Raw genomic sequence first — 16570 nt, forward strand, 5'->3', positions numbered from 1 at the left:
TGCAGAGCGGTGATCTACGACTTTCTGGAGAACCCTGATGCCTTCCTGGACAGCCTGACCGCCTGGCTCCTCGCACACGCCTGGCAGCTCGCGGCCTGGCTGATCGGCACCGAGCTCTCCCTCGTCCTGGCCCAGCTGCTCCTGATGCGGCTGCGCCACGCCCACCTGGCCCGGAACGCCCGCTGCATCGAGATCCTCGCCCCACCCGTCGCCGACCTGCCAGGCGCAGAAGCCCTATGGGGCAACCTGATCGGCCTGCTCCGGCCCGCTTGGAAGCGGGTCCTGTTCGGCCAGCCCCATCTGGCCTTCGAATACCTCTTCAGCGCAGACGGAGTCCGCCTCCGCCTGTGGGTTCCCGGTGTCTTCCCGCAGCGCCTGGTCGAGCACGCCATCGAAGCCGCCTGGCCCGCCGCCCGCACCACTGTCGCCGCTCCCGGCACCCCCGTCCCATGCACCGGCGAGACGATCGGCGGCCAGTTCACCCTGGCCAGAGACGAACGCCTCCCCCTCAATCACGACCACCGCACCGACCCGCTCCGCGCCCTTATCGGCGCGACCGTCGGTATGCCGACCTGGCAGCACGCCGCCGTCCAGATCCTGGCCCGCCCCGCCACCGGCCACCGCCTCTCCTTCGCCAACGGCCCTTTGGTACGGCTGACGCGAGCCGTCCTCGACCTCATCGGCCCAAGCTCGCAGAACCCCCGCAACTTCACCAGTCAAGATCGAGCGACGCAGCTGGAGGAGTCCGCGGAGGCCCGCGCGATCCGCGACAAGGCCCACCACCCGCGCTACGAGGTCACGATCCGCTACGCCGTACAAGCCGATCACCCCCGATTCGGTGATCCCAGAGCCGACAAGCACGCCGCCGCAGTCCGGCAGCACGCGCTCAAAGGCCGCGCCCACGCCCTGGCCTCCGCGTTCGCCCTGTTCTCCGGCCACAACCGGCTCGAACGCCACCGCCTCCGGCTTCCGGCCCACCGCCTGGCCACACGACGCCTGAGCCGCGGATTCCTCCTGTCCGTCCCCGAGCTGGTCGCGCTGGCCCACCTGCCGCTCGACGCGGCCGTTCCCGGCCTGATCCGCGCCGGAGCCAACACGGTCTCGCCTTCACCAGCCATCAGCCGAACCGGCAAGGTCCTCGGCCTGTCCGACGCGGGTCCTGCCCGACCTGTAGCCCTCCGGGTGGCCGATTCCTGCCACCACGTGCACGTCCTCGGCCCCAACGGCACGGGCAAATCCACCCTGCTGGCCCAGATGATCCTTTCTGATATCGACGCCGGACGCGGCACCGTCGTCATCGAAGCCAAGGGCGACCTGGTCCGCGACCTGCTCGGCCTCATCCCGCCCGACAAGGCGAACAAGGTCGTCCTGATCGACCCCGACGACCGACACGAGAAGCCGTCGCTCAACGCCCTCGGTGGCGGCGACGTGGACATGACCGTCGACAACCTCGTCGGCATCTTCCACAAGATCTACGCCGACTACTGGGGACCCCGCACCGACGACATCCTGCGCGGCTGCGCCCTGACCCTCGCCCGCGCGGGTGGCACTCTCGCCGACATCCCCACCCTGCTCACCGACCCGATTCACCGCAACCGCCTGATCGCCGACATCCGCGATCCGATCCTGCGCAGCTTCTGGAGCTGGTACGACACGCTCCCCGAAGCTTCCCAGGCCACCGTGACCGCGCCAATCATGAACAAGCTGCGCGCGTTCCTGCTGCGCCCGTTCGTCCGCGACATCCTCGGCTCGGCCACCTCCACCTTCGACCTGGACGAGGTCCTCGACGGTGGCATCCTGCTCGTCCGGCTCCCCAAGGGCGTGCTTGGCGACGACACCGCCCGCTTGCTCGGCTCGGTCATCCTGGCTCAGGTCTGGCAGGCCGCCGCGCGCCGCGCGAAGCTCGGCCGCTCACGCGGACACGCCGCCCTCTACGTAGACGAGTGCCACAACTTCCTCACCCTGCCGCACGCTCTGAGCGACATGCTCGCCGAGGCTCGCGCCTACCGCATGTCCCTCGTCCTGGCCCACCAGCACCTGGCCCAGCTTCCACGAGAGCTGCGCCACGCGGTCTCCTCCGACGCCCGTAACAAGATCTACTTCTCGCTCTCGCCCAGCGACGCCCGCGAGGTCGAACACCACTTCACCCCGCACCTCACCGCGCACGACCTGGCCAACCTTGACGCCTTCCAAGCCGCAACCCGCCTGGTCGTGAAGAGCGCCGAAGCCCCCACCTTCACCCTTCGCACCCGGCCCCTACCGGAACCCGATCCAGACGTCGCCCGGCAGATCCGGGCCGCCGCCGCACAAAGACACGGCCGCCGCGCCGTACCGCACACCCCCAAGCCGGAAGACCCCCGGCTCGACACCGAAGGAGAACTCCTATGACCCAAGCCCGCTTCACCGCCGCCGTACTCGCTTCTTTGGCGGTACGGCTCACGCCACGTGACCGCAGGATCCTGCGCGCCGTCTGGACCCACCGGGTGCTGACCTCCCGCCATCTGGAGAGGCTGTACTTCGACAGCGACGCCGCCACCCGCAAGCGCCTGCTCATCCTCACGCATATGGGCGTACTTGAGCGCTTCCGCCCCCACCAGCCGATCGGCTGCGGTGCCATCCACTACCACTACGTCCTCGGTGCCGCCGGAGCAACAGTCCTGGCCTCCGAGGACGGCATCGACTACGCCAACTTCGGCTACCGCCGCGACCGCATCCTCGGCATCGCCCACAACCAGCGCCTCGGCCACCACGTCGGCGTCAACACCTTCTACTCCGAGCTCGCCTGGCACGACCGGCGGCACGACAATGCCCAGCTGCTCAAGTGGTGGCCCGAACACCGCTGTACCGCCATGTGGGGCGAAGCCGCCCGCCCCGACGGCTACGGCCGCTGGACCGAAGACGACCAAACGCTGGACTTCTTCCTCGAATACGACACCGGCACCGAAACGCTCGACAAGGTCGCCGCCAAGCTCCACGACTACGCGCGGCTCTCGCTGAGCACCACGATCGTCACCCCGGTCCTGTTCTACGTCCACAGCGACCGCCGCGAAGCCAACCTCCGCGCCCGGCTCCAGACCGACCTCGCCCCCGTCGCCACCGCCTCCCGCTCCGCCCTCCTCGACGACGGCCCGGCAGGCCGGATCTGGCTCCCACTCGACTCCACCGGCCCACGTCTCCGCCTGGCCCAGCTCGCCCAGCACTGGCCCCACCTCGGCCGATCGGAGGCGAACACCTGATGATCGCCGAACTCGGCCTCGCCAAACTCATCGCCGCCGGAGGCGGCATGGTCTCCGGCATCGCGCTCCTGGCCGGCATGACAGGCGGCGCCCAGCATGCTGCCGTCTCCGCTCAGCCCGACCAGCGCGCCGCCGCAGTCTGCTCCTACGTCCCTGATGGGACCGTACGGCGGGATCACCAGCCCAAGATCGTCAGCAAGGTCGGCCTGTCCCGCGAGCAAGCCGCCAACGCCCAGGCGATCGTCGACGTCGCCACCGATCTGAACCTGCCCCGCCGGGCCGCAGTCATCGGTATCGCCACCGCCCTGCAGGAATCCGACCTCAAAGACGGTGTGGTCGGCGACAACGGCCAGGCCCACGGCATCTTCCAGCAGCACCCCCAGCACGGCTGGGGCACCCACGCCCAGGTCACCGATCCCAACTACGCCGCCCGCACCTTCTACAAGCGGCTCATCAAGGTAGGGAAGTGGGACACACGGCCACTCACCGAGGCCGCGCAAGCCGTACAACGATCAGCCTTCCCCGACGCCTATGCCAAGCACGAACCTCACGCCGAGAAGATCGTCGCTGCTCTCACCATGACCCCAGAGGCCAGCAGCACGTCCCGCCCCACCTCTCCGAAGGACGGCAGACCCATCACCGGCGATGACCCTCCGAGGCTGACGTCCCACGACCGGGCAACGATCAGCGACAGCATCGAAGCCGCCGCCTCGCTAGGCATCCCTCGCGAAGCCGTCGTCGACGACCTCGCCGCCACCCTCCGCCGTGCCGCGCCGCAGGCGGAAGGCGAAGGGCTCGACTCCGGCGACCACAAACACCAGGCCGAGCAGCTCGTGACCAGCCTCACCAAGAAGCTGTGCGCCAAGCTGTCCGCCCTCGCCACCAAGACCAAGGACCTCCCTGGCGAGATCGTCAGAGACGTCGCCACAATCACCGGCCGCGCACTGAAGGCCGTCACCGCAGCACTCGACCAGCGGGGAGTCAAATACTCATGGGGAGGCGGCGGCCCGTCCGGTCCTTCCTACGGCATCGGCCGCGGCGCGAGCACCAAGGGCTTCGACTGCTCCGGACTGACTGAATACGCCTGGGCCAAAGCCGGGCTCGGCATCGGCGGCACCACGTACGAGCAAGTGAAGTCCGGCTCCCACATCCCTCGGTCCCAGGTGAAGGCCGGCGACCTCGTCTTCTACGAGACCAACTCGGGCATCCCTGGCCCCGACCACGTAGGCCTGGCCATCAACAACAAGGAGATGGTCAACGCCCCACACACCGGCGCAGTCGTCCGTGTCGATTCCATTGACAGGAACGGATATTCGACCGCCATCCGCCCCAACTAATCGCCCGATCGACAAAATGTCGGCCTTGTCCGCCATTATGACGCACCTGTCCCGATCTTAAGGAGTGCCATGTCCCCCTACGGCTGGTCCGGCATGTACGGGTTTTCGTGGAACGACCTCGACCAGGTCCGTGCGCGTCTCGACGGAGGTGCCGCCCCGAACTCGGGCCTCGACGGCGACGTGCCGCCACTTCACAATGTGGCCGAATGGGGATCGCCGGCGGTCATCACGGAATTGATCAGACGTGGTGCTGATGTTGACGCCGAGCATGAGGGTCGTACCGCCTTGTGGGTAGCGGTCTTCATGAAAAAGCTCGACAACGTCCGAGTCCTCGTTTCGGCAGGAGCCGACCCGTGGCATCCGGGAATGGGCGGATGGTCACCGGGTCGGCTCAACCTGGCCGGCCCTGCACCGGAGCTATTCGGCTCGCCACCCGGAGAGATCGGGCTGTCCGAGCCCGAAACCGCCGCCGTGGCAGAGGCGCAGCGTCTGATCAACGCGTTGGGAGACTTCGACTACGACGGCCTGAGCATCGAATGCGTGTCAGGCATGAACGCGGCCGACGCTGCACAACGCCTGAACGCCACGCCAGTTGACGAGGCCCAGGTCCAAGAACTTATGGAAGACCCCTGGTCTGCCGAAGACGACGGTGAGTCGGTTGTTGGGATCACCAACGTCCCCGGCGGGTGTGTCATCACCCAGCCGTGGGGGTTCGGGGCCAACTCGCACAGCGCTCAGCTGTCAGTGGGCACCGTCTGCTACGGCATGTACGCCAACCCGAAGAGCGGTAACCAGGGCAGCGTGGCGATCAACGGTGTCCTAGTCGAGTCGGATACCCATCCCGGTGGCGGCAATGCGTTTCACGGCCAGCCGACGGAGGAGATCCTCCGCGAGTACCTCTACCAAGGTGAAGCACTGGCCTACTGCGCCAATGGCGCGGGCCTGCGCTTGACCGACAACCGGGCCATCGTCGGTCCGGCCGACATCTGGGTACGAGTGCCCGACTGAGCCGGAGCATTGCTGTGACCTTCTCCAACTTCTTCTGCCAAGGGCAAGTTGGAGCAGGCGCGCCCGCCGAGGTGATCCTGGGCCGCGTCGAGGCCAGGACCACCAATCCGTACGGCAAGCGCCCAGAGGAACGCGCCGCCATCCTGGACGACCTGCGCGAGGTGGAACCGCTCCTGCGCGCCACCGCCCCAGCCGAGATCGACACCCGCATACCCGTCGACGCGGTGGCCGACCGGTTGGAAAAGCTCACCGGAAATCCCGTTGCGCCAGGTCACCCACACAAGGCATCCTCATAACCACGCCAGCCGCACCTGACCGGGAGGAAGCCATGCGACGCCATCACCACATGCCGCGCCGTATGCGCATGCCCCGGGAGGCTCACGCCTGACATCGATCAAGGTGAGCCGTCTCGGGTGTTCCGAGGCGGCTTTCGTCGTTTCTGGGCGGGTGAGGGCGCTGGGGTGCTCGACGGTTTCATAAGCCGTGATGGGCGGGTTCGATTCCCGCACCCGCTACCGGGTCTCTGTGGCGCAGTGGAGAGCGCGCCTGCTTGCGGAGCAGGAGGACGCTGGTTCGAATCCAGCCAGAGACACTGTGACCGATCCCGAAGCGGACCAGGGCCAGGTTGTGATCCTGGTGCAAGCGGGTTCGAGTCCCGCCGGTCACCCCACCAGTTCACGACGACTCCGCCGTAGGGCGAGGCAGCGCGAACCAGGCCGCCTTTCCCGCCAGCCCAGACTGGGCGGCGTACCGCTGAGGGAACCAGCCGCACCGACCGCCGGACAGCTCAGCCACGATCCGCAGCCCCGGCCATGCTCAGCCTGCATGTCGGAGGCGCATGGCGTCGGAACGTCTTCACTGGCATCGATCACCATGCAGACGACCTCCATCCGATCCACGCGCACCACCAGCTCGTACGGCGCACGGCCGTGCACGATGGCGTTGGTGACCAGTTCGCTGACCATGAGGGCTGCATCCTCGACGAGGCCCCGTCGGAGATCGATCTCGTTGAGCACGCCCCGGACGAGGGCACGCGCCTCGCTGACGGCCTGGGCGTCGTCGCGGAGCAACCAGACCGTCCCCTGCCGGAGCTGCGAAGGGTCCGTCGCCAAGATTGTGTCGGCCATACCCGTGTTCACCTCGCTGAATCGAGTCCGTACCCAAGTAGAGGTCTGGGCGCGGATCAGCGGAGGGTGACAATTGATGTCAGCGCAGAACACGGCGCATACGCGCACACCTGAGATTCCTGGCGGAGCCATCGGCCGGACGCGGCACCCCGCCGATAGAATCGAAGCTGACCGTCTCCACCTTTTCTTCTGTTAAAGGCAAGTTGGGACAGGTTAGGAGCCGACTCCCCCGGGGGTCGGCTCCCCATCGCGAAGCGATGCCTGAAGCAGGGTGTACCCGGGCGCTTCAGCCCTGGGCCGAATCCCGACCTCGAAGATCTCAGGCTCCTCGAAGATCGGCTCGCCACTCGGACGGCGAGCGTAGGCAACACGGCCGTAGTCGACCCCGTCGTCCCGGTCGAAGCTCATCCAGGTGATCGCTTCCTGCTCGCCCTCGCGAAGCGGATGGTTCGACACCGCCCGGACGCTGACCGTGCTCGGCGGCTCGAAGAACCACACCTGAGGTACGGCCAGCACCCACCGATCCGCCCCTATCTCCCTGCCCTTGGCCGCAGCCCGGCTCTCGAACGCGACAGCCGTTTCCCGATCGCGAAGATAGTCGTAGTCACTGAGCACCAACTTGCGCGCACCTTCGATGGCCACGATCGCCGGGCAGTCGCGCGCCACGATGCTCTGCTCCAACCGTCTGACCACGTCGAAGAGCAAGTCCGCCGTCTCCGCGTTCATCTCGCCCCTCTCCTCGGGCTCCGATGCCGCTATCCGGCGGTCATCCAGTGCTGATGCGTGCCGCTCGCGCTCTTGACCACGACCGGATCCGATTCTGGCGCAGGCCAGATCTGCAACAGGTACCGATCGGGCGCGAGCCCTTCCGCGACACCGTCAGGCCCGTCGTCCATCCCGGCAGCGTGGTAGCGCAGACGGTACCAACCAGGCCCTGCGGCCAGTGCCGGAATCTCATGTGCTTCGCCACCCCACTCGTGCAAGGTGAAGCTCCCGGACTTTGACTCAATACTGATCTCCACGATGTCCTCGTGCCCGTCCCGATCGGGGGCAGGCTCGGACTCAGCCACCGCGACATCGAACCGGACCGTCCCGGTGTGCGTGCCCGTGACCAGGAAGGCGCTCCCCTCCTCCACCCGGAGGATCCCGACCGGGTGATCCGGATGGTCGTCCACCATCCCCGGGCATTCGGCATCATCGGTGTCGTCGACGAGGTATGCCTGCCGGTAGGACACCCGCAAGTCAAGGGAGAGGATCTGAGCGTTGGCGTCTGTCATGAGCCGAGATCATAGGCATGGATGCCGACATTTCCTGATCTCGTAGGGCTTGCGCGATCCGCGCCGCAGCCCCCCTGGCAGACGCCGTCCAGCAGCGCGGCGATCTTCACCGCCAGATCGTCGAAGTCGACCATCAGACACGCTCCTTCAGAAGAGATAGACCTCGGCGGGATGGAAGATTTGGGTCTGGTGCTCCCACGGCACCCGGAAACGGCAGTCGTCCGGCTCCACACGCAGCCAGCCGCTGGCGGTGCTCTCGGTGACCGTGCCCGATACGGGTACGCGAGCGGAACGGTTCAGCCAGATACGGCCGTACCGGGATGTGGAAGTACGGGGCCCTGGCAAGATTTTCGTGAAGCCGTGATGCGCCACCGTGCGCCGGTAACGCTCCGTCACCGGTAGCGGGACCCTCGTCGGGTGTGTGACGACTTCGTACGGATTGTGTCCCCACACCTGGAGGCGGTGCGGGTGGAGCGAGTGTGGGTAGCAACGTGTTCGACAAGGTGAAGTCTCAATTGTCCGGCGCCCTACTGCCGAACCGTCCATCCTGGACGCATGACTTCCGCCGATCCCGCCAGGGCGAACGAGCCGCCGACAATCACGGCGGTGACACGACGTGACATCTTCACGTACCTGCGCGGGATATCGCGCCCCTGGTGGGGCAAAATGGACGAAGTCGCGTTCCTGGAGGGCCTCTACGACCTGGACCGACCTCCAGTCGGCAACAGCCAGCTTCCGACTGTCCGCGCCGATATCCAGCAGCACCGGTTCAACAACGAAGACCTGCCCGACGACTGGATCTTCGAGGACTCCCGCTTGGAGCTCTCCCACGGACCGGACGAGGTACTGCTCACCTTTCTGGCACGGATGGTCCATCCTGAAGTGGCGGCCGACGTCGAGGAGGCTACAAAGCACGTCGAGGAACTGAACTTGCTGCTGGCGCCAGACGGATGGGGTCTCCGTCCGCACGAGTTCCTCTCGGGTCGCCCCCTGTATAAGCCGGTACGACTTCCGCTTCGAGGCCCGTTGATCCCGCTGCCGCTGGAGGACGAGGACACGGGCAAGCTCGACCTGGTCCTCGGCCAGGCTTTCAGTCTCCTGGACTGCGCTGGCGAGGAGACTCCACGCGACCTGCTCCGCACCGCGGTCCTGACCCTCCGCCGTGATGGCGGCTTCTTCCATCCCATACCTGGTGACGGTTGGACGGCTGACACCTACGAGGCGGTCCTGACGGTGGAGCGCGAACTTCTGCCCACCTGCACCCCGGGGGCGAAGGAGGTGATCTGGCGGACGTTGCAGTCCGTGCTCATCCAGCTCGGGCGCATCGACGTCCAGGACCTTGTGGTCGAAGGCGACACCCGGCCGCTGCCCAACATCCCACCGGACTGGCGGACCCAAGCCGCAGCGCCCGCTGCCCCCATCGTTCTAGGCTTCCGACTCCCCTTCTCCACCACCGAGTTCGATGTCACCCGCAGGGACTTCACCGACCTAGAAATCCGTGGTTCGCAGGACAGCGGCGGGTTCCACTACCTCTACGACACCCGCGTACGCCGGATGATCACCGACTTCGTCCTCGACGACCGGCCGCAGGTAGCGACCTTGTGCAGCGTCACCATCATCAAGAAGGGCGACACCTTCACGCCGAGGATCAAGCTCTGGAAGAAGGACAAGAAGGCTGGGGAAGTCTCCGCCACGCAGACAGTGCCTGAGACCGGGACCACCCGGGCCGTCAAGGCGCTCGTCGACACCGGGGACGTCCACGAGAACTTCTGGAAGGTCATCAACTTCCTCCAGGGCTGCACCGGCCTGAGCACTCCCGGCAGTTCCCTGCAGCTCGTGGCCGGCGACGAGGCCCAACTGGCCCAGCTGCTGACCGGCCAGGACCGGACGACGGTTCTCGGTGCGGTCAGGACAGCCATCGGCGGCGGGCTCACAGAGGAGGACATCCGGCTGATCAGCAACCGCAAGGAACAGCTCCAGAGGTTCGAGCGACTGCTGACCGATCCGGACTACTTCCGGCAGGAGGAGAGTCTGGCAACGACACGCGGGGCGGAGGCGGTCTGGCAGGCCTTCTTCGAGGCGAACCAGTGGATATTCGGCTACGGCCTCAACCTCATCGCCTGCGAATCCATCAACGACGGCAAACTGGAACGCATCACCACCGGCGCCAACATCTTCGGCGGAGCCGGGAAACGCATCGACGCCATCATGCGATCCAAGGGCCTGATCAGCAGCATGCTCTTCTGCGAGATCAAGACCCACGACACCGAACTGCTCTCCAAGACCCCGTACCGCGCGGGCGTCTATCAGGCATCCAAGGAACTCGGCGGGGGTGTGGCGCAGGTGCAAAAGACGGCCAGCAAGGCCCAACAGCTCATCTCCAGCCAGTTCCTCACCCGGATCTACGAGGAAGACGGCACCCCGACAGACACCGAACTATCCACCACCCGCCCGCGACAGGTCGTGGTGATCGGGAGCCTGCGCGAGTTCACCCACAACGGCGCCGTGAACCCGGAGAAGATGAGCTCCTTCGAGCTGTATCGGACATCCATCCAGGACGTCGAGGTAATCACGTTCGACGAACTCTACGAGCGGGCCTGTTTCATCGTCGAGGATCACTGAGGCGGACCGCTGTCAGGGCGCTCGCCGACACTGCCGCTGCCCGTGACGGAACGTCACCGGCGCACGGGGGCACATCCCGGCTTCACGGAAATCTTGCCAGGGCCAAGTACGGGCGTACCAGGACCCGGTCACCGGGACGCATCGCGCGCTCCTTGCCACAGCTCCAGGGCCCGCGCGGCGTCCTCCTTCGCCGGGTGTGACGCGCCCCGCAGATCGGCGAGCGTCCAGCTGACTCGGACCAACTGCGGAAAGGTCACCGGGGTGATCAGCCCGGTGTTCACGGGACTGTCCAGCAGCGCGATCACCTCAGCGGCTGCCGGGAGGTAGCGGCGCAGGGATCGTACGGGCACCTCGGCGTTGACCCTCCAGGGCGTTCCGGCCAGCCGTACGGCAGCGCGTTCGCGAGCCTCACGCACCCGCGCGACCACCACCGCGCTCGACTCGCCCGGTCCGACGGCCCATGAACCGCGCTCCAGCCGGGCGCGCAACTCCACATGCTGCAACGGCCGCGCGAGCCGTTCCAGATAACGCCGCCGTACCATCGCCGTGCACGTGCAGTCCCGCACACACGGGCAGGGCACGGCCGACAACACGAGCTGAAAGCGCGCCGGGTAGTGCACAAGCCGCTCACGCCGGAAGAGCCGCACCTCGCCGGTCTCCATCGGTCCCGGCAGTGCGTCCAGGATCTGCCGGTTGAATTCGGGGGCTTCATGCAGATGCAGGACACCGCGATGGGCGAGGGACAGAGCCCCGGGCCGATGCAGGTTGCCGGTGATCCCAGCCAGCGTGGTCGTGTGGTGCGGCGCCGACATCGGCGGCGTGCGCCCCGGTGCACCGTCGTACTGCCCGGCCACCGAATACACCGTCTCGACTTCCAGTGCTGCGGCGTCGTCCAGCGGCGGCAGGATGCCAGGCAGCCGTTCGGCGAGCATTAGCGCCGGGCCGTGGCCGACCAGGAACAGGTGATGCCCACCGGCCGCGCCCACCTCCAGCGCGAACCGCGCATGGTGGTTGCCGGGAACGTCGGCCAGGTCCAGCAGAGATACCGCGCGTTCCGCCGGACGCGTGTGCCGTGCCAGGGAGTCGTTTGCCAGGCGTTCGACCACCTCGCTCAGCCGTACCGCTGGGACCACCACAGCGCCGGGTGCGGCGGCTTCATCCGCGCACCCGGCGGGCACGATCACCGTGTTCGTGGCGGCGGCTGACACGGCGGGCAGGATGCCGCGCACCGGGCGGAGCCGACCGTCAAGTCCGAGCTCTCCCAGCAGCACCACACCATCAAGCCGTTCCGCCGGAAGGTGCCCGGCAGCGGTCAGCAGCGCGACCGCGACCGCGAGGTCGGTCATCGACCCCGACGCCTCTGCTGGCAATGTGATGCGGGCGTCCGGCCAGGCATAACCACTGTTGAGGATGGCAGCGCGTACCCGGTCGCACTGCTCGCGTGAGCCGAAGACCGTCGACAGTCCGGGGGAGATTTCGGCTTCCACGGTGACCAGCCGCCCGGTCACGCCGTCCACGACGACGGACCGGGCACGGGCGTATCCCACGACGTCACCACCCTTCCGGAATGACCGGGCAGGCAAGGTGCGGGAACTCGGCCACCTTGGCCGCGATGCCGTCGGCCATGCCCGCGCAGTCCATCTCACGCGCGGCCGACACGCCGTGCTCTACCGCGCATCGGATCAGCAGCGCGAGCCGGTACTCCGAGTCGGCTCCGAGCGACCGCTCTACGGCGATCTGCGCGAGAGTGCCGTTTCCGGAGCGGTAGGCGACGAACGCCAGCAGCGCGGCGGGAGCGGCGGCGAACGCCGGATCGACCCGGCGGGCCAGGTCCGACCAAATCCGGATGTGGGTGTCGTCGTCGTAGCGTCCGATGAATGTCATCGCGCCGTCGCGGACGAACAGCCCGGTCAGCAGCACACCGAGCCACGCCACCTGATCGGCGGTGAGCCGCTCTGCCTCGAATGCTTCGGTGACGCGGTCCAGCCCTTCCTGGTACCAGTAGGAGCCGTTCGCGGTGCCCAGCAGGTCGCGGGCGTGCGCGCACGCTTGCCGGGTGGCGGCGGTAATCTCCTCCCGGTCGGTGCCGCTGATCGGCGCGAGTGTGCGGACGAACGTCTCCCGGTCGGGCCGGGCCACCAGTCCGGCGAGCACCGCGCCGACTGCGACCGCGCTTTCGGTGATCGCGTACGGCATGCCCTCGGGTGGGCAGCATTCCGGGTCTGGGCAGGTGTAGGACCAGTAGCGGCCGTCCTCGACGCGCAGCGCGTCCATGAGTCCGATGCCGTCCAGCGTGCCGGTGACGCCGTCGACGACGGGCGTGACCAGCGCGCCGGGGCCGTACCCGATCAGGAGCACCCGGCGGCAGCCGTTGCGGGCCAGCATGCCACGCAGTTGGATGACCAGGCTGACCAGGTCGGGTGACCGTTCGGGAAGGTCGAAGCGGAGTACGCCGATCAGGCGGGTAGGTCCGTCGTCGAAGGCCATGGCCACGACGGAGTTGGATGGGTGGAAGCCCAGCAGGTACGGCACAGCCGCGAGGAAATCGGCCGGGTCGCTGAGCTGCATGGTCGTCTCGCTGGACATGATCAACCTCCGGTGTTGGGAAGAGAGGAGCGCGCCGCACGGAGGGAGCGGCCCGTACGGCGCGCGGTTCGGGTGGTTCAGAGTCGTTCGAGGCGGGCTCCACCTCGGGGCCCGAAGCTCAACCGCCAGCCCGGGCAGTCCAGGCTGTCGCGGGAGCGGTAGAGCAAAATCTCGCTCGACAGGGCGACGCCCGGGGTGAGCGTGTCGGTCGGGGTACGCGCCACGAAGTTGAAGCGGGAGCGTTGCCAGCACCCGCGCCAGTACCGGTCGAGCAGCTTCTCTCGAGCGTCCGTGATGGACGCGAACTCCTCAAGATCGGAATCGTCGGGGTTTGTGTAGCTGGCGCCGCCGAACCACAGCCCGTAGACGCGCATGGCGCATCACTCCTCTGTGTTGAGCCACTCATGGCAAAGCCGTTGGTGGCGAAGGCTGGTGAAGCTGTAGAAGACGTTCGGGATCACGGCGAGCCCGTCGTCGCGGACCCACGCGATCGGCGTCGCGTAAGACAGGACCGTGAGCACGATGCGCGGGGAGTCCTCGCGGTAGCACGCCGCCCAATCAATGGGCAGACGTCCCGTTTCAGAGCGGGCGTACGGCACGGCGGACAGCGCGCCATGCGTGGTGAACGGGGTACGGCGGGCCAGCAAAGGCCCCACACGGTAGGTGGCCACGCGGCTCATCGCGCATCACATCCGGGCGATGGGTGCCCTTCGGATCCGCAGTAGCCGCAGCGATCGTCCAGGGCATAGAGCGACAGCTCCTCAGCCCAGCGATCACGCCATCTGAGCTGAGCCTGGGTGTAGTTCGAGAACACATCGGAGTCCGTGTCGCCGGGCTGCAAGGTCAGGAACGCCAGCACGGTCCGCGCGGCGCTGGCCAGTTCTTCAGTGGTCAGCCTCGCGCCGACGCCGGAGCTGATGTCATCCGCCGAGAAGATCACCCGACGCTTGCGGGAGAGCCGGTAACGCCACCGGATCCGGCCGTCCCCGGTGTGTTCGGCGGCTTCCAGCTCAAGGACGTGATCGGCATCGATCGGCCAGGCGGGCATCAGGCGCGAGCTGATGATCCACCCGGCGGGCAGGGTAAGGGCATGGTTCATCGCCACTCCCAGCGGGCTATTTGATGAGGTGATGGGGCTGGATGGTGGAGCTGGTGGCGTGCAGCTCCATGTCACGCAGACCGAGTAGGTCCACGTAGCAGCGGGCGCACCGGATCAGGCGCATGCGGTGTCCCGACCAGCGGTTGGTGTGTGTGGCGTCCGTCCACAGGTGGGTGAACCACAGGCAGCCCCCGCAACGGATCGTGTCCGCCCCCGTAGGCGTGGGCTCCAGCGCTCGAATGTGGCAGTACTCCTGATCGGTGCCCGGATTGGCGGCAGGCTCCAGCGTTGCGCAGTCCTCGCATACCTCGCCGATCGCCGCAACCCGCATGACACGCCCACCACCGGAGACCACCAAGTCTCCGACCTGCATATCGATCCTCCTTTATGGCGAAATATCCGTAATACATGCCGGGAGACGCGCGACATCCCGGCACGCACTTCTTCACAGCCGGACGGCCTGAACCGACGCCTGGAATCTCTGTCCACCGGCCTGAACTTTGCCGTCGGCCCGGAATCCGGTCCGGCCCGTGCTGAACCGCCGGGCCTGAAGCCCGTCCACCACCAGTCCCGCGAGCGCAGCGGAGATCTCCTCCAGTGACGCGAGCAGGGATATAGACGGGTCATCCTTCGAGCCCACCAGCACGGCCTGACACGACGCCTGGTACCGGACCCCTTCGACGGTGATCTTGCCGCAGCCGTGAAACCCCTGTAATCCGGTGGAGAACACCTTGGATTCCAGCTCGGACTTGATCATGTTGGTGAGCGCCTGACCGATCTCCATCACGAGACTCCCTGTGTACGGCACGGCCCGGATCCGTACGATCCGGGCCACATTCAGGGGCGCGCGTCCGCTACACCGTTCACAGGCCGATCAGAAATATTTCGCGCCGGTCATTTCGATGGACGACCGGGCAGTGAGAGCGGAATCTGCTCTCACATAAATGCGGGCACCGGAATGGCTCAACCGTCCGCGCTTTTCACTAATACGCGCACAGCTTTACCGCCGGTGAGAGCGCCGCCGTGCCGCATGTTCGGCGCCTTCTTCTCTCACTAAAATACGGGCGATGATGTCGCCCAAGCGTCCATCAATTGAAGACTATTTCGTCCGCGAACTCCACTATCCGGGCAACGAAAGGGGGCCCTAGAATGGCTCTAGGGCCCCGTAAAGCGCCGTTCGGTCAGTCGCCGATCGGTTCTGCGTTGACGTAGACTAGAGCGTCTCTGGCGCCGTCAAGGCGCGCCGACAGCTCTCGCCACTCTTCCCTCGCGGCATCCCGTACCCGGATCACGTTGCGGCGCGAGCCGTACGTACCCCCGTGGATCCGCTGAGCTGTGGACGCCAGCACGCCCGCCCGCCCCAGATCATCCGCCTGAGCGGCTACGTCGTAGACCTGTGTGAGCACGGGGAAGTCCGAACCGTCGCCGAAAGCCTGACGGAAGACTGTCGCGCTGTTCTGAGCAGCGCAGAACGCAAGTGCCGCATGGGTGACTCTCTGCACGTGGGGAAGCCCGCACATGAGCTGTGCGCCCGGCGTGGCGTCGATCCCCTCCGGGGGTACGTCCACCCGGTAGCCGTTGCGCGCGGCGGCATCCCGCACCGCCCAGCGCTTGAGAGTCGTACGCGTGATGACCATTTCGCCGCCGTCGCGCCGTACATAGATCCACGCCTGAGCTGTGGGCGTGCTTTCCGGGGCAGGCGCGCATTTGGCCATGATGTCCCGGAGTCGCTGAGCGAACATGAGCACGGCGTCTTGAGTGACGTCGTCCGACACGTCGTCTGTGCCGTACGGGGCGTATCCGCCCTTGACGACAGTTGCGCTTCCATCCATCCGCTTGCGCGAACGGGTAGCGTCGACGGTACGGCAGTAGCCGCGCGACAGCTTCTGAATTTCCGCCCAGTCTTCCGGCGTAACGCGCGCCATGTCTTCCGGCTCAAGCGTTGCGCCGGGAACGTTTGACGGGACGTACTTGCCGGGCGTTCCTCTCCCCATGGTTCGATCCGTTCTCCCGCGACACGCGCCGCGCGCCGCCCTTTTCTTCTGTTAATTCAATTGAACCTCAAAGAGGAGATCAAATCAAGGAATTCCGGCCATTCTTTAATGAGTTTCCGCAGGTCAGAGCCGCACAAGAAATGACAGAGCGAGTAACGAATCGAGCGATAAATGGAGGAATTTGAATATGGAGTGAATGGAAGATACTAACGCTGCATCGATAAAGCCGACTGCAATTACCCGTGAACCTCGCGCCTTTAAGGTGGGGAATCCTTCCTGCCCAC

Annotated in this window: 19 protein-coding genes and 3 tRNA genes; 9 read left to right on the plus strand and 13 right to left on the minus strand. The window is 66.6% G+C overall.

All coding sequences use genetic code 11. From position 1 onward, the window contains the following. Positions 1 to 9 precede the first annotated feature (9 nt). From ABFX50_RS10840 to ABFX50_RS10875, 8 genes are all read left to right on the plus strand, one after another. Positions 10 to 2388, plus strand: coding sequence for a type IV secretory system conjugative DNA transfer family protein (locus ABFX50_RS10840; RefSeq protein WP_346145500.1), 2379 nt, complete (start codon positions 10 to 12; stop codon positions 2386 to 2388). Then, complete coding sequence (locus ABFX50_RS10845; protein WP_346145502.1) at positions 2385 to 3236, plus strand: replication-relaxation family protein; 852 nt, start codon at positions 2385 to 2387, stop codon at positions 3234 to 3236. The genes ABFX50_RS10840 and ABFX50_RS10845 overlap by 4 nt, the downstream gene beginning before the upstream one ends. Then, the gene (locus tag ABFX50_RS10850; protein ID WP_346145504.1) at positions 3236 to 4573 is read left to right on the plus strand and encodes a C40 family peptidase; all 1338 of its coding nucleotides are present in this window, start codon (positions 3236 to 3238) and stop codon (positions 4571 to 4573) included. The genes ABFX50_RS10845 and ABFX50_RS10850 overlap by 1 nt, the downstream gene beginning before the upstream one ends. Before the next feature lie 69 nt (positions 4574 to 4642). Next, positions 4643 to 5581, plus strand: coding sequence for an ankyrin repeat domain-containing protein (locus ABFX50_RS10855; RefSeq protein ID WP_346145506.1), 939 nt, complete (start codon positions 4643 to 4645; stop codon positions 5579 to 5581). A gap of 14 nt (positions 5582 to 5595) precedes the next feature. Then, positions 5596 to 5877 (plus strand): hypothetical protein, encoded by a 282-nt coding sequence (locus ABFX50_RS10860; protein WP_346145507.1) that lies wholly within the window; start codon positions 5596 to 5598, stop codon positions 5875 to 5877. Positions 5878 to 6023: 146 nt separating this feature from the next. Then, positions 6024 to 6096, plus strand: a tRNA-Met gene (locus tag ABFX50_RS10865). 4 nt (positions 6097 to 6100) lie between these two features. Beyond that, positions 6101 to 6173: transfer RNA gene (locus tag ABFX50_RS10870), tRNA-Arg, on the plus strand. A 2-nt stretch (positions 6174 to 6175) separates the two neighbouring features. Next, a tRNA-His gene (locus tag ABFX50_RS10875) sits at positions 6176 to 6251 on the plus strand. Here the strand turns inward: ABFX50_RS10875 and ABFX50_RS10880 are convergent. The 5 genes from ABFX50_RS10880 to ABFX50_RS10900 all read right to left on the minus strand — a co-directional run bounded on the left by ABFX50_RS10880 (position 6244) and on the right by ABFX50_RS10900 (position 8381). Further along, positions 6244 to 6708, minus strand: a complete 465-nt coding sequence (locus ABFX50_RS10880; RefSeq protein WP_346145508.1) for an ATP-binding protein — start codon at positions 6706 to 6708, stop codon at positions 6244 to 6246. The genes ABFX50_RS10875 and ABFX50_RS10880 overlap by 8 nt on opposite strands. Before the next feature lie 213 nt (positions 6709 to 6921). Then, entirely contained in the window at positions 6922 to 7434 is a 513-nt protein-coding gene (locus ABFX50_RS10885) for a hypothetical protein (RefSeq protein WP_346145509.1), read from the minus strand. 29 nt (positions 7435 to 7463) lie between these two features. Continuing rightward, complete coding sequence (locus ABFX50_RS10890; protein ID WP_346145511.1) at positions 7464 to 7985, minus strand: hypothetical protein; 522 nt, start codon at positions 7983 to 7985, stop codon at positions 7464 to 7466. After that, positions 7982 to 8119, minus strand: a complete 138-nt coding sequence (locus ABFX50_RS10895) for a hypothetical protein (protein WP_346145512.1) — start codon at positions 8117 to 8119, stop codon at positions 7982 to 7984. The genes ABFX50_RS10890 and ABFX50_RS10895 overlap by 4 nt, the downstream gene beginning before the upstream one ends. Before the next feature lie 13 nt (positions 8120 to 8132). Beyond that, positions 8133 to 8381, minus strand: coding sequence for a hypothetical protein (locus tag ABFX50_RS10900; protein WP_346145514.1), 249 nt, complete (start codon positions 8379 to 8381; stop codon positions 8133 to 8135). A gap of 159 nt (positions 8382 to 8540) precedes the next feature. Between ABFX50_RS10900 and ABFX50_RS10905 the strand changes: the two genes are divergently transcribed. Continuing rightward, the gene (locus ABFX50_RS10905) at positions 8541 to 10607 is read left to right on the plus strand and encodes a Shedu anti-phage system protein SduA domain-containing protein (protein ID WP_346145516.1); all 2067 of its coding nucleotides are present in this window, start codon (positions 8541 to 8543) and stop codon (positions 10605 to 10607) included. Between the two features lie 128 nt (positions 10608 to 10735). On the opposite strand, the gene ABFX50_RS10910 is transcribed toward ABFX50_RS10905, so the two are convergent. The 8 genes from ABFX50_RS10910 to ABFX50_RS10945 all read right to left on the minus strand — a co-directional run bounded on the left by ABFX50_RS10910 (position 10736) and on the right by ABFX50_RS10945 (position 16286). Then, a complete protein-coding gene (locus tag ABFX50_RS10910; protein WP_346145519.1) occupies positions 10736 to 12154 on the minus strand; it encodes a YifB family Mg chelatase-like AAA ATPase in 1419 nt (472 codons plus the stop codon). Between the two features lie 4 nt (positions 12155 to 12158). Beyond that, positions 12159 to 13193, minus strand: a complete 1035-nt coding sequence (locus ABFX50_RS10915; protein WP_346145521.1) for a DUF4192 domain-containing protein — start codon at positions 13191 to 13193, stop codon at positions 12159 to 12161. Positions 13194 to 13270: 77 nt separating this feature from the next. Beyond that, positions 13271 to 13567: a hypothetical protein gene (locus tag ABFX50_RS10920; RefSeq protein ID WP_346145523.1), complete on the minus strand. Its 297-nt coding sequence runs from the start codon at positions 13565 to 13567 to the stop codon at positions 13271 to 13273. A gap of 6 nt (positions 13568 to 13573) precedes the next feature. Then, on the minus strand, positions 13574 to 13873 hold the full coding sequence (locus ABFX50_RS10925; RefSeq protein ID WP_346145525.1) for a DUF8033 domain-containing protein: 300 nt from the start codon (positions 13871 to 13873) through the stop codon (positions 13574 to 13576). Beyond that, a complete protein-coding gene (locus ABFX50_RS10930; RefSeq protein WP_346145526.1) occupies positions 13870 to 14292 on the minus strand; it encodes a hypothetical protein in 423 nt (140 codons plus the stop codon). The genes ABFX50_RS10925 and ABFX50_RS10930 overlap by 4 nt, the downstream gene beginning before the upstream one ends. 16 nt (positions 14293 to 14308) lie before the next feature. Then, entirely contained in the window at positions 14309 to 14665 is a 357-nt protein-coding gene (locus ABFX50_RS10935) for a hypothetical protein (protein ID WP_346145528.1), read from the minus strand. Between the two features lie 72 nt (positions 14666 to 14737). After that, positions 14738 to 15076: a hypothetical protein gene (locus ABFX50_RS10940; RefSeq protein WP_346145530.1), complete on the minus strand. Its 339-nt coding sequence runs from the start codon at positions 15074 to 15076 to the stop codon at positions 14738 to 14740. Between the two features lie 397 nt (positions 15077 to 15473). Next, positions 15474 to 16286 carry a hypothetical protein gene (locus tag ABFX50_RS10945; RefSeq protein ID WP_346145532.1) on the minus strand — a complete coding sequence of 271 codons (813 nt, stop codon included), beginning with the start codon at positions 16284 to 16286 and terminating at the stop codon, positions 15474 to 15476. Between the last annotated feature and the right edge of the window lie 284 nt (positions 16287 to 16570).

Source organism: Nonomuraea recticatena, from assembly GCF_039533245.1.
In the GTDB taxonomy this organism is placed as follows: Bacteria; Actinomycetota; Actinomycetes; order Streptosporangiales; family Streptosporangiaceae; genus Nonomuraea; species Nonomuraea roseola.

What these genes read in the sequence shown, in the direction of transcription:
- ABFX50_RS10845 (WP_346145502.1), top strand. Translation starts at nt 2,385, where the DNA reads ATGACCCAAGCCCGCTTCACCGCCGCCGTACTCGCTTCTTTGGCGGTA.
- ABFX50_RS10850 (WP_346145504.1), top strand. Translation starts at nt 3,236, where the DNA reads ATGATCGCCGAACTCGGCCTCGCCAAACTCATCGCCGCCGGAGGCGGC.
- ABFX50_RS10855 (WP_346145506.1), top strand. Translation starts at nt 4,643, where the DNA reads ATGTCCCCCTACGGCTGGTCCGGCATGTACGGGTTTTCGTGGAACGAC.
- ABFX50_RS10880 (WP_346145508.1), bottom strand. Translation starts at nt 6,708, where the DNA reads ATGGCCGACACAATCTTGGCGACGGACCCTTCGCAGCTCCGGCAGGGG.
- ABFX50_RS10885 (WP_346145509.1), bottom strand. Translation starts at nt 7,434, where the DNA reads ATGAACGCGGAGACGGCGGACTTGCTCTTCGACGTGGTCAGACGGTTG.
- ABFX50_RS10890 (WP_346145511.1), bottom strand. Translation starts at nt 7,985, where the DNA reads ATGACAGACGCCAACGCTCAGATCCTCTCCCTTGACTTGCGGGTGTCC.
- ABFX50_RS10895 (WP_346145512.1), bottom strand. Translation starts at nt 8,119, where the DNA reads ATGGTCGACTTCGACGATCTGGCGGTGAAGATCGCCGCGCTGCTGGAC.
- ABFX50_RS10905 (WP_346145516.1), top strand. Translation starts at nt 8,541, where the DNA reads ATGACTTCCGCCGATCCCGCCAGGGCGAACGAGCCGCCGACAATCACG.
- ABFX50_RS10915 (WP_346145521.1), bottom strand. Translation starts at nt 13,193, where the DNA reads ATGTCCAGCGAGACGACCATGCAGCTCAGCGACCCGGCCGATTTCCTC.
- ABFX50_RS10920 (WP_346145523.1), bottom strand. Translation starts at nt 13,567, where the DNA reads ATGCGCGTCTACGGGCTGTGGTTCGGCGGCGCCAGCTACACAAACCCC.
- ABFX50_RS10925 (WP_346145525.1), bottom strand. Translation starts at nt 13,873, where the DNA reads ATGAGCCGCGTGGCCACCTACCGTGTGGGGCCTTTGCTGGCCCGCCGT.
- ABFX50_RS10930 (WP_346145526.1), bottom strand. Translation starts at nt 14,292, where the DNA reads ATGAACCATGCCCTTACCCTGCCCGCCGGGTGGATCATCAGCTCGCGC.
- ABFX50_RS10935 (WP_346145528.1), bottom strand. Translation starts at nt 14,665, where the DNA reads ATGCAGGTCGGAGACTTGGTGGTCTCCGGTGGTGGGCGTGTCATGCGG.
- ABFX50_RS10940 (WP_346145530.1), bottom strand. Translation starts at nt 15,076, where the DNA reads ATGGAGATCGGTCAGGCGCTCACCAACATGATCAAGTCCGAGCTGGAA.
- ABFX50_RS10945 (WP_346145532.1), bottom strand. Translation starts at nt 16,286, where the DNA reads ATGGGGAGAGGAACGCCCGGCAAGTACGTCCCGTCAAACGTTCCCGGC.